The 17358-nt window shown below is 47.8% G+C and carries 16 protein-coding genes; 7 read left to right on the forward strand and 9 right to left on the reverse strand.

The features are described from left to right. Positions 1-41: 41 nt before the first annotated feature. Positions 42-1061, reverse strand: coding sequence for a cell division protein ZipA (zipA, locus tag AB8599_RS11805; RefSeq protein WP_407331120.1), 1020 nt, complete (start codon positions 1059-1061; stop codon positions 42-44). A 267-nt stretch (positions 1062-1328) separates the two neighbouring features. On the opposite strand from zipA, the gene cysZ reads away from it, so the two are divergent. The 5 genes from cysZ to crr all read left to right on the forward strand — a co-directional run bounded on the left by cysZ (position 1329) and on the right by crr (position 6178). Beyond that, positions 1329-2090 carry a sulfate transporter CysZ gene (cysZ, locus tag AB8599_RS11810; protein WP_407331122.1) on the forward strand — a complete coding sequence of 254 codons (762 nt, stop codon included), beginning with the start codon at positions 1329-1331 and terminating at the stop codon, positions 2088-2090. A gap of 208 nt (positions 2091-2298) precedes the next feature. Next, positions 2299-3267, forward strand: coding sequence for a cysteine synthase A (cysK, locus tag AB8599_RS11815; RefSeq protein WP_407331124.1), 969 nt, complete (start codon positions 2299-2301; stop codon positions 3265-3267). Between the two features lie 317 nt (positions 3268-3584). Then, positions 3585-3842: an HPr family phosphocarrier protein gene (locus AB8599_RS11820; RefSeq protein WP_274163451.1), complete on the forward strand. Its 258-nt coding sequence runs from the start codon at positions 3585-3587 to the stop codon at positions 3840-3842. Positions 3843-3898: 56 nt separating this feature from the next. Continuing rightward, on the forward strand, positions 3899-5626 hold the full coding sequence (gene ptsI / locus AB8599_RS11825; RefSeq protein ID WP_407331125.1) for a phosphoenolpyruvate-protein phosphotransferase PtsI: 1728 nt from the start codon (positions 3899-3901) through the stop codon (positions 5624-5626). Between the two features lie 42 nt (positions 5627-5668). Then, positions 5669-6178, forward strand: a complete 510-nt coding sequence (gene crr / locus AB8599_RS11830) for a PTS glucose transporter subunit IIA (RefSeq protein ID WP_016960077.1) — start codon at positions 5669-5671, stop codon at positions 6176-6178. A 73-nt stretch (positions 6179-6251) separates the two neighbouring features. Here the strand turns inward: crr and AB8599_RS11835 are convergent, their stop codons facing one another. The 5 genes from AB8599_RS11835 to AB8599_RS11855 all read right to left on the reverse strand — a co-directional run bounded on the left by AB8599_RS11835 (position 6252) and on the right by AB8599_RS11855 (position 11425). Continuing rightward, positions 6252-8699 (reverse strand): glycosyl hydrolase 2 galactose-binding domain-containing protein, encoded by a 2448-nt coding sequence (locus AB8599_RS11835; RefSeq protein WP_407331126.1) that lies wholly within the window; start codon positions 8697-8699, stop codon positions 6252-6254. A gap of 311 nt (positions 8700-9010) precedes the next feature. Continuing rightward, entirely contained in the window at positions 9011-9910 is a 900-nt protein-coding gene (locus AB8599_RS11840; protein WP_407331127.1) for a Dyp-type peroxidase, read from the reverse strand. A gap of 123 nt (positions 9911-10033) precedes the next feature. Continuing rightward, the gene (locus AB8599_RS11845; RefSeq protein ID WP_407331128.1) at positions 10034-10429 is read right to left on the reverse strand and encodes a hypothetical protein; all 396 of its coding nucleotides are present in this window, start codon (positions 10427-10429) and stop codon (positions 10034-10036) included. Further along, positions 10426-10905 carry a DUF2919 domain-containing protein gene (locus AB8599_RS11850; RefSeq protein ID WP_407331129.1) on the reverse strand — a complete coding sequence of 160 codons (480 nt, stop codon included), beginning with the start codon at positions 10903-10905 and terminating at the stop codon, positions 10426-10428. Before AB8599_RS11850 ends, AB8599_RS11845 begins: the two co-directional genes overlap by 4 nt. Positions 10906-11104: 199 nt before the next feature. Beyond that, a complete protein-coding gene (locus AB8599_RS11855) occupies positions 11105-11425 on the reverse strand; it encodes a heavy metal-binding domain-containing protein (RefSeq protein WP_274163469.1) in 321 nt (106 codons plus the stop codon). A 142-nt stretch (positions 11426-11567) separates the two neighbouring features. Between AB8599_RS11855 and AB8599_RS11860 the strand changes: the two genes are divergently transcribed. Beyond that, positions 11568-11906 carry a DUF2956 domain-containing protein gene (locus tag AB8599_RS11860; RefSeq protein WP_407331130.1) on the forward strand — a complete coding sequence of 113 codons (339 nt, stop codon included), beginning with the start codon at positions 11568-11570 and terminating at the stop codon, positions 11904-11906. 17 nt (positions 11907-11923) lie between these two features. Continuing rightward, entirely contained in the window at positions 11924-12364 is a 441-nt protein-coding gene (locus AB8599_RS11865) for a DUF1499 domain-containing protein (protein WP_407331131.1), read from the forward strand. 84 nt (positions 12365-12448) lie between these two features. On the opposite strand, the gene AB8599_RS11870 is transcribed toward AB8599_RS11865, so the two are convergent. From AB8599_RS11870 to AB8599_RS11880, 3 genes are all read right to left on the reverse strand, one after another. Beyond that, entirely contained in the window at positions 12449-12730 is a 282-nt protein-coding gene (locus AB8599_RS11870; RefSeq protein ID WP_028024704.1) for a helix-turn-helix domain-containing protein, read from the reverse strand. Between the two features lie 101 nt (positions 12731-12831). Beyond that, positions 12832-13905, reverse strand: coding sequence for an efflux RND transporter periplasmic adaptor subunit (locus AB8599_RS11875; protein ID WP_407331132.1), 1074 nt, complete (start codon positions 13903-13905; stop codon positions 12832-12834). After that, on the reverse strand, positions 13902-17294 hold the full coding sequence (locus AB8599_RS11880) for an efflux RND transporter permease subunit (protein ID WP_407331133.1): 3393 nt from the start codon (positions 17292-17294) through the stop codon (positions 13902-13904). The genes AB8599_RS11875 and AB8599_RS11880 overlap by 4 nt, the downstream gene beginning before the upstream one ends. Between the last annotated feature and the right edge of the window lie 64 nt (positions 17295-17358).

The following is a 17358-nucleotide window of genomic DNA, read 5'->3' on the forward strand; positions in this document are numbered from 1 at the left end:
ATTGGGGCGTTTTGTTTTTTAAAAACAGACGTCTATTTTATTTACGCGTGAGCGTGAAACTGCTTAATCTTGTCTCGGTAACTGTCTAAACGCTGAGGCGTCATCATCGAGCGCTTATCATCCGTCACGAGGCCGCCAAGCTGATCCGCCACCTGCTGAGCAGTTTGCAGCATCAGCTTAAAGTTCTGCTCTGCTTCGCCATAACACGGCAATGTCATGAACAGCGTGATGCCCGGCGTCGTAAATTGGTGGATCGTTGCCAGAGGGAAACTGCCAGGGTTGAACATGTTCGCAGCACTGAACAGCACTTGGCCCGTTCCAGCCAAATCCGCATGACGATGATAGATTTCCATCTCACCAAAAATCATTCCATGCTGCTCTAGGCAGTTAATCAGTTCTTCACCATTAAACTCTTGGTTGATTCCAGCCTGAACATTTAGGATCAACACCTGCTGTTGAGGTGCTTCTGGCGGTTCATCGATGGGTTCTACATCTATTTCTGAATCGACTTGTGCATCTTTGGCCGTTTCAATCACGTCCTCAACCAGAGTTTCCGGCTCTTGATTTGAAACAGCATCAGCACTTAATGGCTCACTCTCATAACTTGAATGAGGTGATTCATCGTCAGCGTCTGATTGATAAAAATCGACTGGTGATGATTTTTTCACAGGCTCAGCAATGTCTGCCGCCATAGAAGCTGTATCATCAGCGTCTGACGCAGAGAACGCAGGCAAATCGAGATCATGCTCCTTCCCTGCTTTAGCACTCACCTCTGACTGACTGGCAAACAAAGGGTCAACATCTGGCTTATCACCAAAGCTCAAACCCGGCTCTTTACGATCAGCCTTTGGTTTGTCGTCATTGCCCGCCTTAATAACACGGACTGAACCAATACCATCCTGATCAAAACCAGCGTTATCAGGTTCCGTTAACTTACCAATGGGTTTTTCACCAAATTTGGCAGGTTTCTCTTTTCTACTGGTCCACAGGCCATGCAACAACAATGCTGCAATAGCCACAGCTCCCAAAATGATTAAAACAAGGCGCAATTCCTGCATCATTTAATCTCAGCATCTATCCAATTAACGACGAACGGCGTACCTATCTAAACACCTTGGTACAACCTTTGGCAATGTCGCACATACATTTTGCTGACTACTGTACCAAAAAGCGTATGAAAGTTAACGTCCATACCGTGAGAACACTGAAAAAGTCACTGTTCTATCGAGCTTTTGACATTGCGCTCACCTAAAAATTCCTTTGAACTGCAAATTGCCAATCTTGGTATGAAACCGTTAACATTGCGGGAGTAATATTGAGGAGAGACCATGACACCGACCCAATTGACTCGGCAACCCGCCTCTGGCGCGAGCTATTTCCTACGCGGATTTTCATTAGCATTTACACCAGGCATTCGCCGATTCGTCATTATTCCATTAATGGTTAATCTGCTCTTAATGGGGGCGTTGATTGGCGTTGTTCTCTCACAACTAAGTGACTGGATTAACGGGTGGCTGTCCTACCTACCAGAAATGTTGAACTGGCTATCTTATTTGCTGTGGCCGCTGCTGGCCGTCGCGGTCCTTGTCATCTGCTCCTATTTCTTTAGTACCGTCGCCAATTGGATCGCCGCACCATTTAATGGCCTGCTAGCAGAGCACTTAGAAGCGAAGCTGACCGGAAAACGCCCACCCGATGACGGCATAGCCGATATCATCAAAGATCTCCCTCGCGTATTTAAACGCGAATGGCAGAAACTTTGGTACTACCAGCCAAAAGCACTCGGTCTACTATTACTGATGTGGATCCCTGTCATCGGCCAAACACTTGGCCCTGTGCTGTGGTTTTTGTTCAGCGCATGGATGATGGGCATACAGTATTGTGACTACCCATTTGATAACCATCGTGTTTCTTTCCACAACATGAAGGCCACATTGCGCGAACAAAAAGGCGCAACAATGAGCTTTGGCGCACTAGTGATGGTATTTACCATGACGCCCATCCTGAATCTGTTTGTGATGCCCGCAGCCGTCTGTGGTGCCACCGCTATGTGGGTAGACAAATACCGTGATCACTTAGCGCGTTACTAACCTCTCGCCTCCCCTCTATTTGGACCCCTCGTTGTTGTGCTTTTGAAGGGCACAACAACGTATTTTCACTCCTTATTTGTCAAAAATTGCGCGCTTCATCTGAAACCGAATCGATAACAATAAGATATAACTAACGATTCCTTTGCAAATTTTAAAAGAAAGTTATTCTCTTAGTCGTACTCCCTTACAAACCGAAGGAACGAAGAAGATGGGTAAGATTTACGAAGACAATACAACCACCATTGGCAACACACCACTGGTACGCCTAAACCGCGTATCAAACGGAAAAGTGTTGGTTAAAATTGAAGCACGTAACCCAAGCTTCAGCGTGAAATGCCGTATCGGTGCCAATATGATTTGGGATGCAGAGAAAACCGGCAAATTAAAACCTGGCATCGAACTGGTTGAGCCAACCAGTGGTAACACAGGCATCGCGCTGGCATATGTTGCTGCAGCACGCGGTTACAAGCTAACCCTGACCATGCCAGAATCAATGAGCCTTGAGCGCCGTAAACTGCTAAAAGCGCTGGGTGCAAACCTTGTTCTGACTGAAGCCGCTAAAGGCATGAAAGGAGCAATCGCAAAAGCAGAAGAAATCGTAGCATCTGACCCAAGCAAGTATCTGTTGCTACAACAGTTTAATAACCCAGCAAACCCAGAGATCCACGAGAAAACCACAGGTCCAGAAATCTGGGAAGATACTGATGGCGAAATCGATGTGTTTGTGGCAGGTGTAGGCACGGGCGGCACACTAACGGGTGTTAGCCGTTACATCAAGAACACCAAAGGCAAAGCGATTACTACCGTTGCCGTTGAGCCAGCAGAATCACCGGTCATTACTCAAACCGTTAACGGTGACGACGTACAACCCGCTCCGCACAAGATTCAAGGGATCGGCGCAGGTTTTGTTCCTGGCAACTTGGATTTGTCGCTCGTTGATAAAACGGTATTGGTGACATCCGATGAAGCGATTTCTATGGCGCGTCGCTTGATGGAAGAAGAAGGGATTCTGGCAGGCATTTCATCTGGTGCTGCTGTTGTTGCTGCCAATAAAATCGCAGAATTGCCTGAGTTTGCAGACAAAACTATCGTAGCTATTCTGCCTAGTTCTGGTGAGCGCTACCTAAGTACCGCGCTATTCGCGGGCATCTTTACCGAGCTTGAAAACCAGCAATAACAAGGGTTCTCAACCTAAATACAATAGTATAAATGACAACAAAAAAGCCCTACTAGGGCTTTTTTATTTGATTTTTATAGCCTGCTCTAGTAAAAATTCCCCGCCCTTTATTTTCCAGCTCGAAATTAATCCTCGCCTCGATGATGAGCCAGGTGTTGATTTGGGGAAAAATGTCACAAAAACTTGACTTGGATTAAGCTAGGGCACTCAAATCTTGGTTAGTTTAACGTCCATCGATAGCCAAAACTGGTCATTCAGTTTAAGCTATCCACAGATTTAATACATAAACCTAAATAAATAATGTATCGGGGTAAAACATGTATCAAAAGCAAGTAGAAATCACTGCTGAAAACGGTCTGCACACTCGTCCTGCTGCTCAGTTTGTTAAAGAAGCAAAAAGCTTTGAAGCAAAAATCACTGTGGAATCTGGTGGTAAAGAAGCTAGCGCGACTAGCCTGTTCAAACTGCAAACTCTAGGCCTGACCAAGGGTACTGTGGTTACTATCAAAGCTGAAGGTGCACAAGCTCAAGAAGCAGTTGATCACCTAGTTAAGCTGATGGACGAGCTGGAATAATCCAGCTTTTTTTCTATCCATTAGTTGTTTCCATTGATCAAATGTAGGGTAAGGCTATGATTTCAGGTATCCTGGCATCTCCTGGTATTGCTTTTGGCAAAGCGCTGCTACTTCAAGAAGATGACATCGTCATCAATAAAAATCCGCTTCCAGCTAACCAGCTAGATGCGCAAGTTGAGCGCCTATTCGAAGCGCGCGAAAAAACCAAACAGCAACTCGAAGTGATTAAAGAAAAAGCTCTTGCAACTTTCGGTGAAGAGAAAGAAGCAATCTTTGAAGGTCACATCATGCTGCTTGAAGATGAAGAGCTAGAAGAAGAAATCATAGCTTTCATTAAAGACAACAACGCATCTGTTGAATACGCGATCTACAGCGTCATCGAAGAACAAGCAACGACGCTTGAGTCTCTGGATGACGAATACCTAAAAGAACGTGCTACTGACGTCCGTGACATTGGCTCACGTTTCATCAAGAACGCACTCGGTATCACCATCGTGTCTTTGAGCGCTATCAATGAAGAAGTGATTCTGGTTGCTAACGACCTAACTCCTTCTGAAACTGCGCAAATCAATCTCGACTACGTTCTAGGTTTCATTACCGACATCGGCGGCCGTACTTCACACACTTCTATCATGGCGCGTTCTTTGGAACTGCCTGCGATCGTTGGCACCAACGACATCACCAAGCGTGTGAACAATGGCGACATGCTGGTACTTGATGCAATCAACAACAAAATTGTCATCAACCCTAGCGAAGCAGAGCTGAACAAATTCAAAGCGATCCGTGATGAATTCATCGCAGAGAAAGAAGAACTGGCAAAACTGAAAGATTTGCCAGCAATTACTCTTGATGGCCATCAGGTAGAAGTTTGCGGCAACATCGGCACCGTTAAAGACTGTGACGGCATCAACCGCAACGGCGGTGAAGGTGTTGGTCTATACCGTACTGAATTCCTGTTCATGGATCGTGACGCACTGCCTACTGAAGAAGAGCAGTACAAAGCGTACAAAGACGTTGCATTGGCAATGCAAGGTCACCCTGTCATTATCCGTACTATGGATATTGGTGGTGACAAAGATCTGCCATACATGGATCTGCCAAAAGAAATGAACCCATTCCTGGGTTGGCGTGCAATTCGCATCAGCCTTGACCGTCGTGATATTTTACGCGATCAACTGCGTGCAATTTTGCGTGCTTCTGCCCACGGTAAACTTCGTGTGATGTTCCCTATGATCATCTCCGTCGAAGAAATCCGTGAGCTGAAAAAAGCCATCGAGGAATACAAAACAGAACTACGTGCTGAAGGCCTAGCATTTGACGAAAACATCGAAATCGGTGTAATGGTTGAAACGCCTGCAGCGGCCGCGATTGCTCACCACCTAGCAAAAGAAGTCGAATTCTTTAGCATTGGTACAAACGACTTAACCCAGTATACTCTTGCGGTTGACCGTGGTAATGAGATGATCTCGCACCTATACAACCCACTGTCTCCAGCAGTGCTAACCGTTATCAAGCAAGTTATTGACGCTTCTCACAAAGAAGGCAAATGGACTGGCATGTGTGGTGAGCTTGCAGGTGACGAGCGTGCAACGCTACTGCTAATGGGTATGGGTCTGGATGAATTCAGCATGAGTGGTATTTCCATTCCACGCATCAAGAAAATTATCCGCAATGCTAACTTTGCTGATGTTAAAGCGATGGCAGAAGAAGCACTGGCGATGCCTACCGCAGATGAAATCACTGCGCATGTAGATAAATTCATTGCTGAGAAAACTGTCTGCTAGAATACGGCAGCAAAGTATTGATAACGCTTAGGAGCATACACTATGGGTCTGTTTGACAAACTGAAGAAGCTGGTTTCTGACGACAGCAGCGATGCTGGTGTCATTGAAATCATCGCACCACTTTCTGGTGAAATCGTAAACATCGAAGATGTGCCAGATGTTGTTTTCGCTGAGAAAATCGTTGGTGACGGTATCGCAATCAAACCAACTGGCGACAAAATGGTTGCACCAGTTAACGGTACCATTGGTAAGATTTTCGAAACCAACCACGCTTTCTCTATCGAATCTGAAGACGGCATCGAGATGTTCGTTCACTTCGGTATCGACACGGTTGAGCTGAAAGGTGAAGGCTTCAAGCGTATCGCTGAAGAAGGCCAAGAAGTTAAAGCGGGTGACACGATCATCGAATTCGATCTGGCTATGCTAGAAGAAAAAGCGAAATCGACTCTGACACCTGTTGTTATTTCTAACATGGACGAAATCAAAGAGCTGAACAAGCTGTCTGGTTCTGTTGTTGTTGGTCAAACACCAGTACTGCGCATTAAGAAGTAATTCTTTGTGTGTAAGAAAAAGCGCAGCCCTTGGGCTGCGCTTTTTTATTTCTGTTACATTCTGCCTTTTTCTATCAATAGGTTCCCGCCAATTGATATACCGTCAACCCCGCTTCTAGCTGATCAGCTGTGGCATTGCCAATGTATTCGACAGTGACCGGAGAACAAGGCATTAAGGTAAAACTGGCATCGCTAAACCGCCCTTCCCCGCTAAACTCTGGATGCACAAAGAATGCTGGTACACTGCTCGACAAAGTCACGAAAACTCGTCCATCGGCATGCGTTTTCACTTCTGTACAGATATCTGACTTGCGCAATGGTAGACGTTTGTACGCATCATCAAACCAAACATTGGTTGCGGTTTTCCCCTCACAATCCATCACAACGTGGAAAAAACCCTGATGCTTGCGCTCATTGATAATATCCAGATCACAATGCCAAACCAGTTGATTATCATCTTCTGACAGTTTGGTCTCAAATGGCCAAGTATCAATCACTTCGCCATGCCAGTCATACCATGTAACTTGCCCTGTAGCCGCTACGCGTCTGTGTTCATCATTAATGAAACGTAAGCTTAACGTATTCTCTTCTTCAACAAACACTGCAAGCTGCGGTGCGAAAAAGCGTTTCGCATGGTAGTGAAGTTGCTTCCATCGACCATTGTATTCAATACTCGACCATGAGCTCACCGGCCAGCAATCATTGAGTTGCCAGTACAATATGCCGCGGCACAAAGGTTTGTTTGCACGCCAATATTCACTGGCAGTTTTGATTGCCAGTGCCTGTTGAACTTGACTGAGATACAGCATTTGCGCGAAGTCTTTCGGGAATCGGAAATAGCGGGTAAACATCTCGGTGATGATGCTGTTTCCTCGCCCGTTTTTTTGGTGCTGTTCAAAGGTTGGGGAGGTGACGTTCCACTCTTCTTCCGCCGCAAAGGTCTTTACCGTAGGTAGTGACGGCCAGGACTGGTAACCAAACTCACTGCAAAAACGCGGTTTCACTTTTTGGTAAGCATCAAACGACTTACCGGAATGCCAAACATCCCAAAAATGCATGTCGCCTTTGTTATCGTCATGCCATGCGTCGCCAAAGTCGAGTTCACCATTACACGGTGAGCTCGCCCAAAAACGACGCGTTGGATCTTCTCGCTCTACCACTTCCTGCAATACGCGGTTTAAACGATCATAATTCACCACGTATTTTTCTCGATTCTCACGAGATTCGGGATACCAGCCAATCGCACCGATGACTTCATTGTCACCACACCATAATGCCAACGAGGGGTGATCGCTGAGACGCCTGACTTGCTCTTGTACTTCCTGTGAAACGTCTTTTAGAAACGCTGGCGTTGACGGATATAGCGCGCAAGCGAACATCAAATCTTGCCATACCAGTAAGCCGAGTTCATCACAGAGGCGATAGAACACATCACGTTCATACATACCTCCGCCCCAGACACGGATCATGTTCATGTTCGCGGCTTTCGCATCTTCCAGCAATTGGCGGTAGCGCTCCGGTGTTTGTTTGCCAGGCATAGCATCAAGCGGTATCCAGTTTGCGCCCTTTGCCATAATAGGTTTGCCATTAACAACAAATGTCATCGCTGAGCCGGCATTATCTTCTTGCGTATCGAGGTGTAACTCCCTCAAACCAAGTCGCTTTTCAACACGCTGTCCGTCGACGGCTACTGTGAGTGAATACAGCGGTTGCTCACCGTAACCTGCGGGCCACCAGCGATAAGGTTGTGTAATCATAAAGCGGCATTCAAGCTTGTCGCTATCAAGTGCCATCGCGTGACTGATCCGCTCACCGCTCGGTGTTTCCAGCACACACTCAGCGATAGCATCCGAATCAGGCGTCAATCGCTGTGAGGCGAGCGTAACAATCACTTCGCAGCTTCCGTCACTGTGCCATTGCTGTGAGGTTCTCACGCTGTTTAAGCGCACATTAGAGATGGGCTGTAAGCGAATGCTCTCATACACCCCGCTTGCCATGAGGCAAATCCCCCAATCCCATCCGCTGTGGCATTGCGTTTTTCGCAGCGTATTCATGTGCGGGACTTGGTTGTTGCCTTCAGCCCATGGTACTGGAAACGGCAAGCGCTCGGCTCTGGCTTTGGCTTCTAGGTCGGCGCGTTTTAGCGTAATACGAAGTGTGTTGATACCGGTGTTCAAAAATGGGCGTACATTGCAGCGATAATTTCGGAACATATTGCTACAAAGCATCACCACTTCATCGTTAAGGGTGATGGTTGCCACGGTATCGACCATGTTGAGGATCAAATCGACTTCTTTCGACTCAAGAAGTGCACTTTCGGCTTCAAACTGCTTTTCAAGCAGCCATTCGTGCTCGCCAACCCATTGTATGTCGCTCTCATTGCAACCGAGATAAGGATCGGGGATCACGCCTGCCTCTAATAAGGCGCTATGTACATCGCCCGGCATCTTAATAGGCACTGAAATGGAAAGGTCTGACAGCGATGAAAGCGTCCATTCACCATCGAGTGTTATTTGCGACATGGCATCTCTCCTATTGCAAAAATAGAGAGTGCGTAGGGTTCTTTTTGATTGGTATTGCTAGCGTTATTGGACAACACGCGCATTCAGCGACTCCGGTCAATTTGTATCATCTGTCGGAGAGAAAAACACAGAAAAACCGAGCCGTCGAGCGAGTTTGAAAGGAAGAAGATGGGCAAAATTCAAAACCGAAAGATCGGTCAAAATTAGTCACTTCTGAATATTACCGCCATCACATTCTTGCAAACAAAAAAGCACCGACTGGCGGTGCTTTCCAATTTCAAAATGTAAACCGATAAATTTAAATCATTGAACTAAATGATATTTTCCACTGCATCCATTGATGGCGCGTAGAAATATGCCCCGGTCACAGGCGTAGTGAAACGCAGCATCATGTCGGTTTTTCCATCGCGCTCACCGAACATGCTTTCTAGCATTGTTTTGTGGACATGCTGAGTATGGCAATACGCAAGGAACAGTAAGCCGTGATCACCCGACACTGAGCCATACGGCAGGCTGTGTCGCACCATTTTTAGCCCTTTGCCATCTTCTTTAATGTCAACACGACCAACGTGTGATGTTGCAGGCACATCTTCCAGCTCAATCGAATCGGGTTTGGTGCGGCCAATGATTTTCTCTTGCTTAGCAACAGACATCGGCTCCCATGCATTCAAATCATGCACATAACGTTGCATCATCACTACACTGCCACCAGCACACTCACCGTCAGCAATAATCGCCACATCACGACGTGCGTCATCACCGTCAGGGTTTTCAGTGCCATCTATGAACCCAGTCATGTCACGCGAATCGAGATAACGATAGCCGTAGGTTTCGTCCACAACGCTCACGTCAGACGAGATGTCAGAAAGAAATTTACGCAGTAGGAAGAAATTCAAATCATGGCGAGTTGAGTGCGCGTGCAGCAGAATGTCACAATCAGTCGCAGGCGCTTGAGTATCACCCTGACCTAGAGCACGAAAATCAACGAAATTTTCTGGAGTGGCAATACCATTTTCTTGGCAAAAAGCCGCCGTAAACGACAATGCAGCTTTCAAGTTAGCACCGGGCTGGTTGGCGTTAATCTCGTCAACCAGCGAGTGGATTACGCGACATTTGTTCAGTACCGCTGATGTTAAGCCTGTGACTTTCAACACAGTGTAAATTGCAAACGGCCCAGCATCGGCCACGATTGCTGGCTGTGAAACCGCCATTGTTACCTCCAGATAAATACAGATCAGTCAGCTTGTTATGTCTGATAGAAAGAAAAGTCTAAGCATAATGCCAATATTGTACTCAGACTTTGTCTCAGATCTGTAAAGATATCCAAGAGATGATTAAACCGACGTGATTTCCACCTGAAGTGATGCAAATTCGTCCAAAAATTCGTTGGTTAAATTGACCGACGCCGGTGTATTTAGCCCTGCACATATGGTCGGCGCCATAATGGTTCGCCATTCGCCATCAGGACATTGCTCTTGAACGATCAAGGATATCTTCACTTCATCTGCCGTCACCTCTAATAATTGAGCGGTGCCGACAAGAGATCGGCCCGAGGTGTCGTTATCAAATATAACGGTCTCTTCACCGGGAATGAGTGACACCGAGGTCTGGGCGCGGTGCTGTTTGCCTGCGCGATCCATTTCAAAATTCACATCAACTTGCCAGTCCGCCATCGCCAATGGACTTAGCATGGCGCTAAACAGGACAAGCCCTTTCTTCCACTCGTTCATTTTTCTTCTCTTAATATTGGCGCTTTAAATAAAAACTGAGTGCGGCGGCTTTTAAACAGATAAATAACCAGCCAAAGCGCAATCAGTAAGGTCACGGCACTGCTCCAATGGAAACGCCAGTGCAACATCATCAAATGCTTGATTTGCAGTATCAAGTCAGCACAAAACGCCGTGATTAAAATGGGTTTACCCCAATACCATATCCGGTCTAAAAACGCCGGGTACCGATGAAGGTTACCTGCCAGCAGCATCAATATCACGGCGGGAAACCCTACACCTAAGCCGATATAAAGGGCTTCATGACTTGGGTAAAACAAGGTCAATAGATCTTGTCCCTGCTCTCTGCTCACACCCGCGATGACAAACACCAGCCAAGCTCTTGCTAAAAAAACACAGCTTAACCAGAAAAGGAGGTTTGGCTTTGCATTACCATGTTTATCGAAATAATCTGGTGATTGGTACAAGTGCGTAATCATCTATATCTATTTCTAACGGGGGCTGATATCAATCAACAAGGCTTATGAGTAATAAAACGATGTTCATATTCGATCAAACCACAGCCAGAATGTCTCAGTATTCAGCGCTGGCGCAAAGCCCAAGCACCAATAATTGCGGAGTAACGCAGTAAATTTCGTGGCGGGATTCAAGTGGGTTCACACTTAGCCGCTCGTCCGTTTACCCTAGTGTTACCGCGGTGCCACTCACGCTCACCATCAGCATACCGCCATTTGGACCCACAACTTCATAGTCAAGGTCGATTCCGACAACAGCATTACCACCCGCTTCCACAGCTCGCTCACGTAACTCTTCAAACGCAATTTCTCGGGCTTTCGCCAGTTCGCGCTCATACGCTGCCGAACGGCCACCCACAATGTCTCGGATACTGGCAAAGATATCCTTGAAGATATTGGCCCCGAGTATTGCCTCACCGACAACAACGCCGTGGTAGTGAGTGATGTCTCGTCCTTGTACTGTTGGTGTCGTGGTTAAGATCATTTTATTCTCTCCCTAATACTGATTACTGGAACTTTGACATGTTTACCGCTTTTAGGTTTCATGACCCTTTGTTATCAGCGATATACTGACTTGCAATGATATAGTTGCATCAAACGCCTTGATAGCGAAAGAATGATAAGACATGACGAATCCAACACCCTCACTGGAAACTCAGCGTGAAGCGATGCAAATCGCCAAAGCCACTCAGAAGTCAAACCAAACCAAAGAGCAGACCAAGCTAGTGGCTCAGGGTATAGAAAAAGGCATTGCGCTGTATAAAAAGCAGCAAAAGGTGAAAGCCCGTGAGCGCGACAAAGACAGAAAAAAACAACTGCGACAAAAGGAAACCCAGAGCCATGATGACATCGATGTGACAGAGGCGTCAGCGCCCGAGTCTATGTCAGGTCGCAATGGTCTACCATGGGTACTACTGGCGCTAAGCTGGGTGGGATTTGCTGCCTACCTATTAATAACTCGATAAAAATTGGGGAGGGAACAATGAAAAAACCACTTATCGCACTGTTAAGTGGCGCAGCTTTGCTGGTATTGCAAGGGTGCGCACAAGGAGATGGAACCGTGAGTGACAAATCAAGAATGCCATGTGGTGATAGACCAAACTGTGTATCGAGCATTGATCCGCGTGAGGAATACAATGTCGCACCGTTTGAGCTGGTCTCAGAAGATGTTTCTATGCCGCGTTTGGTTGACGCCGTTCTGACCATGCCAGGCGCACGAGTAGGCGCACAAGAACCCGGCTATGCACGCATAGAATTTGTCAGCAGCATTATGCGCTTTGTCGACGATGTTGAGTTCAGAGTCGATGGTGAAAACCTGATCGTTCGCTCGGAATCTCGCGTGGGTTATTCCGACTTCGGCGTTAACCGCAAGCGAGCGGAAGCGCTGCGTACCTTGCTGCAAGAACAAGGATTCATCAAGTAAATGGACATGATCGCGCCTCGATCTGACAACCGCAATCTAGGTTAACGACACAAAAAACGCAGTGGATTAACTGCGTTTTTTCTTTTAGCCTTCTAGAGTACAAACGATGTCTCTTTTGCGCTCCTCGACCCACTCACGTTTGAAGGGGCCCCAATCGGTTAGGCGATAATAGCCATCGTTATGCCGACGCCCATCTTGAATAAATGCTAATTCGATACCTAGACCCGCCAACGATTTAATCACGTCTTGAATAGTACGACGTGGCCATCCTGTCGCTTCAATTAAGCGCGGAACGTTCGGGCGTTCCATTTCTTCTACCAAGAAAGCGAGATACAGTCTTCTTGCAAAAACCGGATTCAGTTCCATTGAGACCTCCTAATATGACTTTCCCCATTATTCAATGAAATGCAATTGACGTATTGCGCTTGATCAATATGAATGCGCATTCACAGGGGCACACTCGTCACTTAGGGAACTCTGACCCACTCCCCGTCATCAAGCCCAGCAGATATTGCCACCCAGGGTTGGCCATTCACCTCGAAGGTTTCACCCAGACGGACAATCCTCATATCATTTTTTGGCGTCTCGTCATCTCGTGTTGACTGCTTAACATGAACATAGCGAAGCTGACCACGAGTAATCACGGCATCCTTCGGCACCGCCAATGTGGGCAGAGGTGCTAGCGGAATGGCAACACGGCCGAACATGCCCGGATAAATGCCCGCTTGGCTTTCTAAACCAAACTTCACCGTAAAACTGCGTGAGGCGGCATCAGCGGCCGGTTCAACTTCCAGCGCTCGGGCGCTGAGCGCCTCTGCTTGGGTATCGAGCGAAACAGAAAATACCTCGATATCATTAAGCCTTGGCAAAACGGATTCACTAATAGCGGCTTCTAATCGCAAAGAGTTAGGGTTATAGATAGAAATGAGATTAGCACCGACCGTCGCGGTATCTCCCTGATTGACTTCTCGGCGACTAATCACGCCATCAAAGGGGGCTGTGATCACGCTAAAATCACGGGTCACTTCCGCTTCTGACAAGGATGCCTTTCGCCCAGCAAGATCAGCGTCAGCCGTTTCTAGGCGAGCACGTGCGGTATCTCTCTCGGCGACAGGTAATAAGCCTCGCTCCACCAGCTTTTGTACACGATTAAAGTTAATACGCGCATCGTTGACCTGCGCTTGAGAGGAAGCCAACGCTTGCTGCTGCTGAATCACTCTGGCACTTAAATCATCACTTTCAAGACGCAGCAATATATCTCCCGCTTGGACAGTGTCGCCAGTATCCACCAAGACATCTGCCACCTTTGCATTGATACGTGCCGACAAATCTGCCGATTGATGCGCTCGAATCGTCCCGCTAAATTGTCGCGACTGCGGCATAGATATCGCCTTCACTTCGCGATATTGAGCGCTGTCCGCCTGAGGCTCCTTCAAAACGATTTTTGATGAAGGTTCAGACGTGAACATGCCTGCCATGTAGGCAAAAATCAGCGCCATCACCACGAGTGAAGCCAGCATGGCTATTCCACGATGTTTCATGATTCAACTCCTTGAAGCGCATTAGAATTGTCAGACGTTTGCGTTGAGTTATCTGTTTGTTCGGGGTCCGATGATTCGCTGGTCGGTTTATCCGAAGTTGGGCTGCTTATCATGTAATACACCACAGGAACTACAAGCAAAGTAAACACGGTTGAGGCAAGAATACCGAAGATGATCGCCCATGCTAAACCGCTGAAAATCGGATCCAGTGTGATGACAATGTTCCCGAGCATCGTGGTACCTGCCGTCAGCAAAATGGGGCGCATTCGCACCGCGCCGGCTTGATACAAAGCTTCTTTTAGCGCGATGCCCTGAGCCAGCGCCTGATGAATAAATTCAATTAACACCAACGCGTTACGTACCACAATGCCTGCTAGCGCGATCATCCCTATCATGGCGGTTGCGGTGAACAACACCGGGTTGGGAACGCCATTGATGTCTTCAGCAAACGCGTTGAGCAACCAGAACCCCGGCATGATGCCAATCATGGTCAGCGGAATCGCCAGCATGATGATGCCAGACACCGCAGGCAAACCAGTTTGAATCACCAGCACGGCATACACACCGAGCAAAGCAACACCAAATGCGATGCCCAAATCACGGAATACATCGAGAGTGATTTTCCACTCCCCTTCTCCACTCCAATTCACATGAATGGAAGGCGGTAGATCCCACCCTAAACCTGCACCGTTATCCACGTACTGTCGCTCGTTGAGCGGACGCGCCTCTCCTTCTGGCTCACCAAAATCCGCCATAATGTCAGCAATAGCTTCAGCGGGCACTCGGCCAACAGTTTGCCCATAAACGTACACCACGGGCTTGAGATTTTTGTGATAAATGGTGTGCTCGACAGCGGTCTGCTTAAATTCGCCCAGCTCACTGAGCTGAACCAAAGGTCTAGGTGCCGATTCCGCCCCCGTGTCCGTTAATATTTGTGCAACGCCCTCTTTTCCTCGCACATACAGCGACAAAATGGCATTCAGGCTGTCTCTTTGACTTGCCGGCAATCGAATATCGATAACCAGCGGCGAGACTTCATCCGCCAGCTGCATCTCTCCGATAGGCAGGCCTTTGGTCGCTGCAACAATGGTGCGGTTAATGTCATCTAACGCAATCCCAGACAGCGCGGCTTTTTCTCTGTCGACCATAAACTGCCAAACCTGATGCTCATCGGTTGCCGATGTCGTCACCTCAGTCACAAAGGCTTCTTGTCGCATACGCGCAGCAACAGTATCTGCTGCCGTTTCTAATTCTGAGTAAGGAGTAAAAGCGTCGCCATACACTTCAGCAACCAAAGTGGCGATAACTGGCGGCCCCGGCGGCACTTCGACTAACTGAATATCAGCGTGATAACGCGAAGCGATATCCTCTATATCCGCTCGCCAACGAGTGATCATTTCATTGGACTGCTCACGACGCAGGGTTTTGTCCATCAGCACTACACGCAATTCACTTTGCTCAGGCTGCGCCCGCATAAAGTAGTGACGCACCATCCCGTTGAAATCCATGGGAGAGGCCAAACCAACAAAGTGAGAAACAGAGACCACTTCCGGCTGATGCAAAAGAAAATCAGATACTGCGCTGCTAACTAAAGCTGTTTTTTCCAACGCACTGCCTTGCGGCAAATCTATCACCACCTGAAACTCATTTTTGTTGTCATGAGGTAACAGCTTTAACGGCACCATACGTAGCGCAGGCAAAGACAATGCAATACCAAACAAAACAGCGATAAACGCAAGAAAGGAAACACGTCGGCGGCGCGAACAGAGAATGAAGGACAGCACTCGCTTATAGGCGCGATACATCAAGGTGGTTTCCAGCTGATACTGTCCACTGTCAGCAGCCGTATTGAGCAGCTTGTACGCTAACCAAGGTGTGACGAAAAAAGCCACTAAGGTCGAGAAGATAACCGCCACGGGCACATTGAATGCCATCGGTGCCATGTATGGCCCCATCATGCCAGTAATAAAGAACATCGGCAGGAAGACAATCACTATCGCCAGTGTCGACATCAACAACGCGCCGCGAATTTCCGCCATGGCCAGCGAGATCGCTTTTACCCGCGAGTAGCCTTTTTGCCGTAAATAGCGGTCGATGTTATCAATCGAGGCAATCGGGTCGTCAACAATCAGGCCTAACGCCAAAATCAGCGCAAACAGGGTGACGCGGTTGATGGTGTAACCGAACAGTAGATCAAGCAACAAGGTCGCACCATAGCTGACAGGAATTGCCAACGCGACAACCAGTGCGGCTCGCCAATTGAGGAAGAAGCCAACAAACACCACCACGGTGAGAATGGCTAAGCCTAAGCTCGACACCAGATTCGACACTTTATCATCTGCTGTCTGACCATAATTGCGGATAACGTCCAGATACACGCCATCAGGTAGCCAGCTTTGCTCAATCTCAGCAAATGCTGCCAGCACATCATCAGCGACCCATACAGCGTTAGATCCTTTTCGCTTTGCGACAGAAATGTAAACGGCAGGCCACGTTTGCCCAGCCGTTGCTTTGGAATGGGCAAGACCCGGCGAAAATAAGGTGTAGCTATCCGGCACATCAGGGCCATCGCTTATCGTCGCAACGTCTTTTAAATAGACGGGCTTGCCGTTCACGACATTAATGACCAGCATTTCTAACTCGCGAGGTGATTGGAAAAACTGTCCTGTTTCGACGGTAAATACCTGACCGTTGGTATTGATGCGACCTGCTTGTTCATGCACGTTGGACACGGATAATGCCCAACCAATATCATCAACGGTGGTTTGATAAGCCGCCAGCGCAGTTGCGTCAAACGCGATTTGAATTTTTCTTGGTAATCCGCCAGATACGGTCACTTGATGCGTCTGGTCAATCGCTTTGAGCGATTGCGTCATCTCTTCCGCAATTCGCCGCAAGTCGTGACTGTCTGAGTGATCGGGTGAGGTGGAATAGAGTGCCGCAACCACGATGGGAACATGATCAATCTCAACGGGTTTGACCACCCAGCTTTGCACGGACGTCGGCAGAATATCTTGGTGAGCATTGAGCTTGGTGTAGAGTTTCACCAAACTGTCTTCGCGATTCTGGCCAACATGAAAGCGAACGATCACCACAGATTTGCCTTTCATTGACTGGGAATAGACGTATTCCACGCCATCAATTTGAGAGAGTAATTGCTCCGCAGGCTCGGTGATTTGATTCTCAACTTGGCGCGGAGAAAGGCCAGGAGCAGAGATAATCACATCAGCCATGGGCACCACAATTTGCGGGTCTTCTTCTCTAGGGGTCAACACTAACGCAATCGCGCCTGCCACCAACGCCACCAGCATCAGGACAGGGGCAAACCCACTGAGTAAAAATCGGCTTACCCAATCCGTTGGCTTTTCGTTTGAATCTTCTGTCGCCATCGTCACTCCCTAACGGGTCTATTTCCAGACCTAAACAGTTGTTCTTCGAAACTGAAGCGAATTT

The organism is Enterovibrio litoreus (genome assembly GCF_045679545.1).
Lineage (GTDB): Bacteria > Pseudomonadota > Gammaproteobacteria > Enterobacterales > Vibrionaceae > Enterovibrio.

Coding starts and splice junctions, on each gene's coding strand:
- crr (WP_016960077.1), top strand. CDS start 5,669: ATGGGTCTGTTTGACAAACTGAAGAAGCTGGTTTCTGACGACAGCAGC.
- AB8599_RS11820 (WP_274163451.1), top strand. CDS start 3,585: ATGTATCAAAAGCAAGTAGAAATCACTGCTGAAAACGGTCTGCACACT.
- AB8599_RS11850 (WP_407331129.1), bottom strand. CDS start 10,905: ATGATTACGCACTTGTACCAATCACCAGATTATTTCGATAAACATGGT.
- ptsI (WP_407331125.1), top strand. CDS start 3,899: ATGATTTCAGGTATCCTGGCATCTCCTGGTATTGCTTTTGGCAAAGCG.
- cysK (WP_407331124.1), top strand. CDS start 2,299: ATGGGTAAGATTTACGAAGACAATACAACCACCATTGGCAACACACCA.
- AB8599_RS11875 (WP_407331132.1), bottom strand. CDS start 13,905: ATGAAACATCGTGGAATAGCCATGCTGGCTTCACTCGTGGTGATGGCG.
- AB8599_RS11845 (WP_407331128.1), bottom strand. CDS start 10,429: ATGAACGAGTGGAAGAAAGGGCTTGTCCTGTTTAGCGCCATGCTAAGT.
- cysZ (WP_407331122.1), top strand. CDS start 1,329: ATGACACCGACCCAATTGACTCGGCAACCCGCCTCTGGCGCGAGCTAT.
- AB8599_RS11835 (WP_407331126.1), bottom strand. CDS start 8,699: ATGTCGCAAATAACACTCGATGGTGAATGGACGCTTTCATCGCTGTCA.
- zipA (WP_407331120.1), bottom strand. CDS start 1,061: ATGATGCAGGAATTGCGCCTTGTTTTAATCATTTTGGGAGCTGTGGCT.
- AB8599_RS11865 (WP_407331131.1), top strand. CDS start 11,924: ATGAAAAAACCACTTATCGCACTGTTAAGTGGCGCAGCTTTGCTGGTA.
- AB8599_RS11870 (WP_028024704.1), bottom strand. CDS start 12,730: ATGGAACTGAATCCGGTTTTTGCAAGAAGACTGTATCTCGCTTTCTTG.
- AB8599_RS11860 (WP_407331130.1), top strand. CDS start 11,568: ATGACGAATCCAACACCCTCACTGGAAACTCAGCGTGAAGCGATGCAA.
- AB8599_RS11880 (WP_407331133.1), bottom strand. CDS start 17,294: ATGGCGACAGAAGATTCAAACGAAAAGCCAACGGATTGGGTAAGCCGA.
- AB8599_RS11855 (WP_274163469.1), bottom strand. CDS start 11,425: ATGATCTTAACCACGACACCAACAGTACAAGGACGAGACATCACTCAC.
- AB8599_RS11840 (WP_407331127.1), bottom strand. CDS start 9,910: ATGGCGGTTTCACAGCCAGCAATCGTGGCCGATGCTGGGCCGTTTGCA.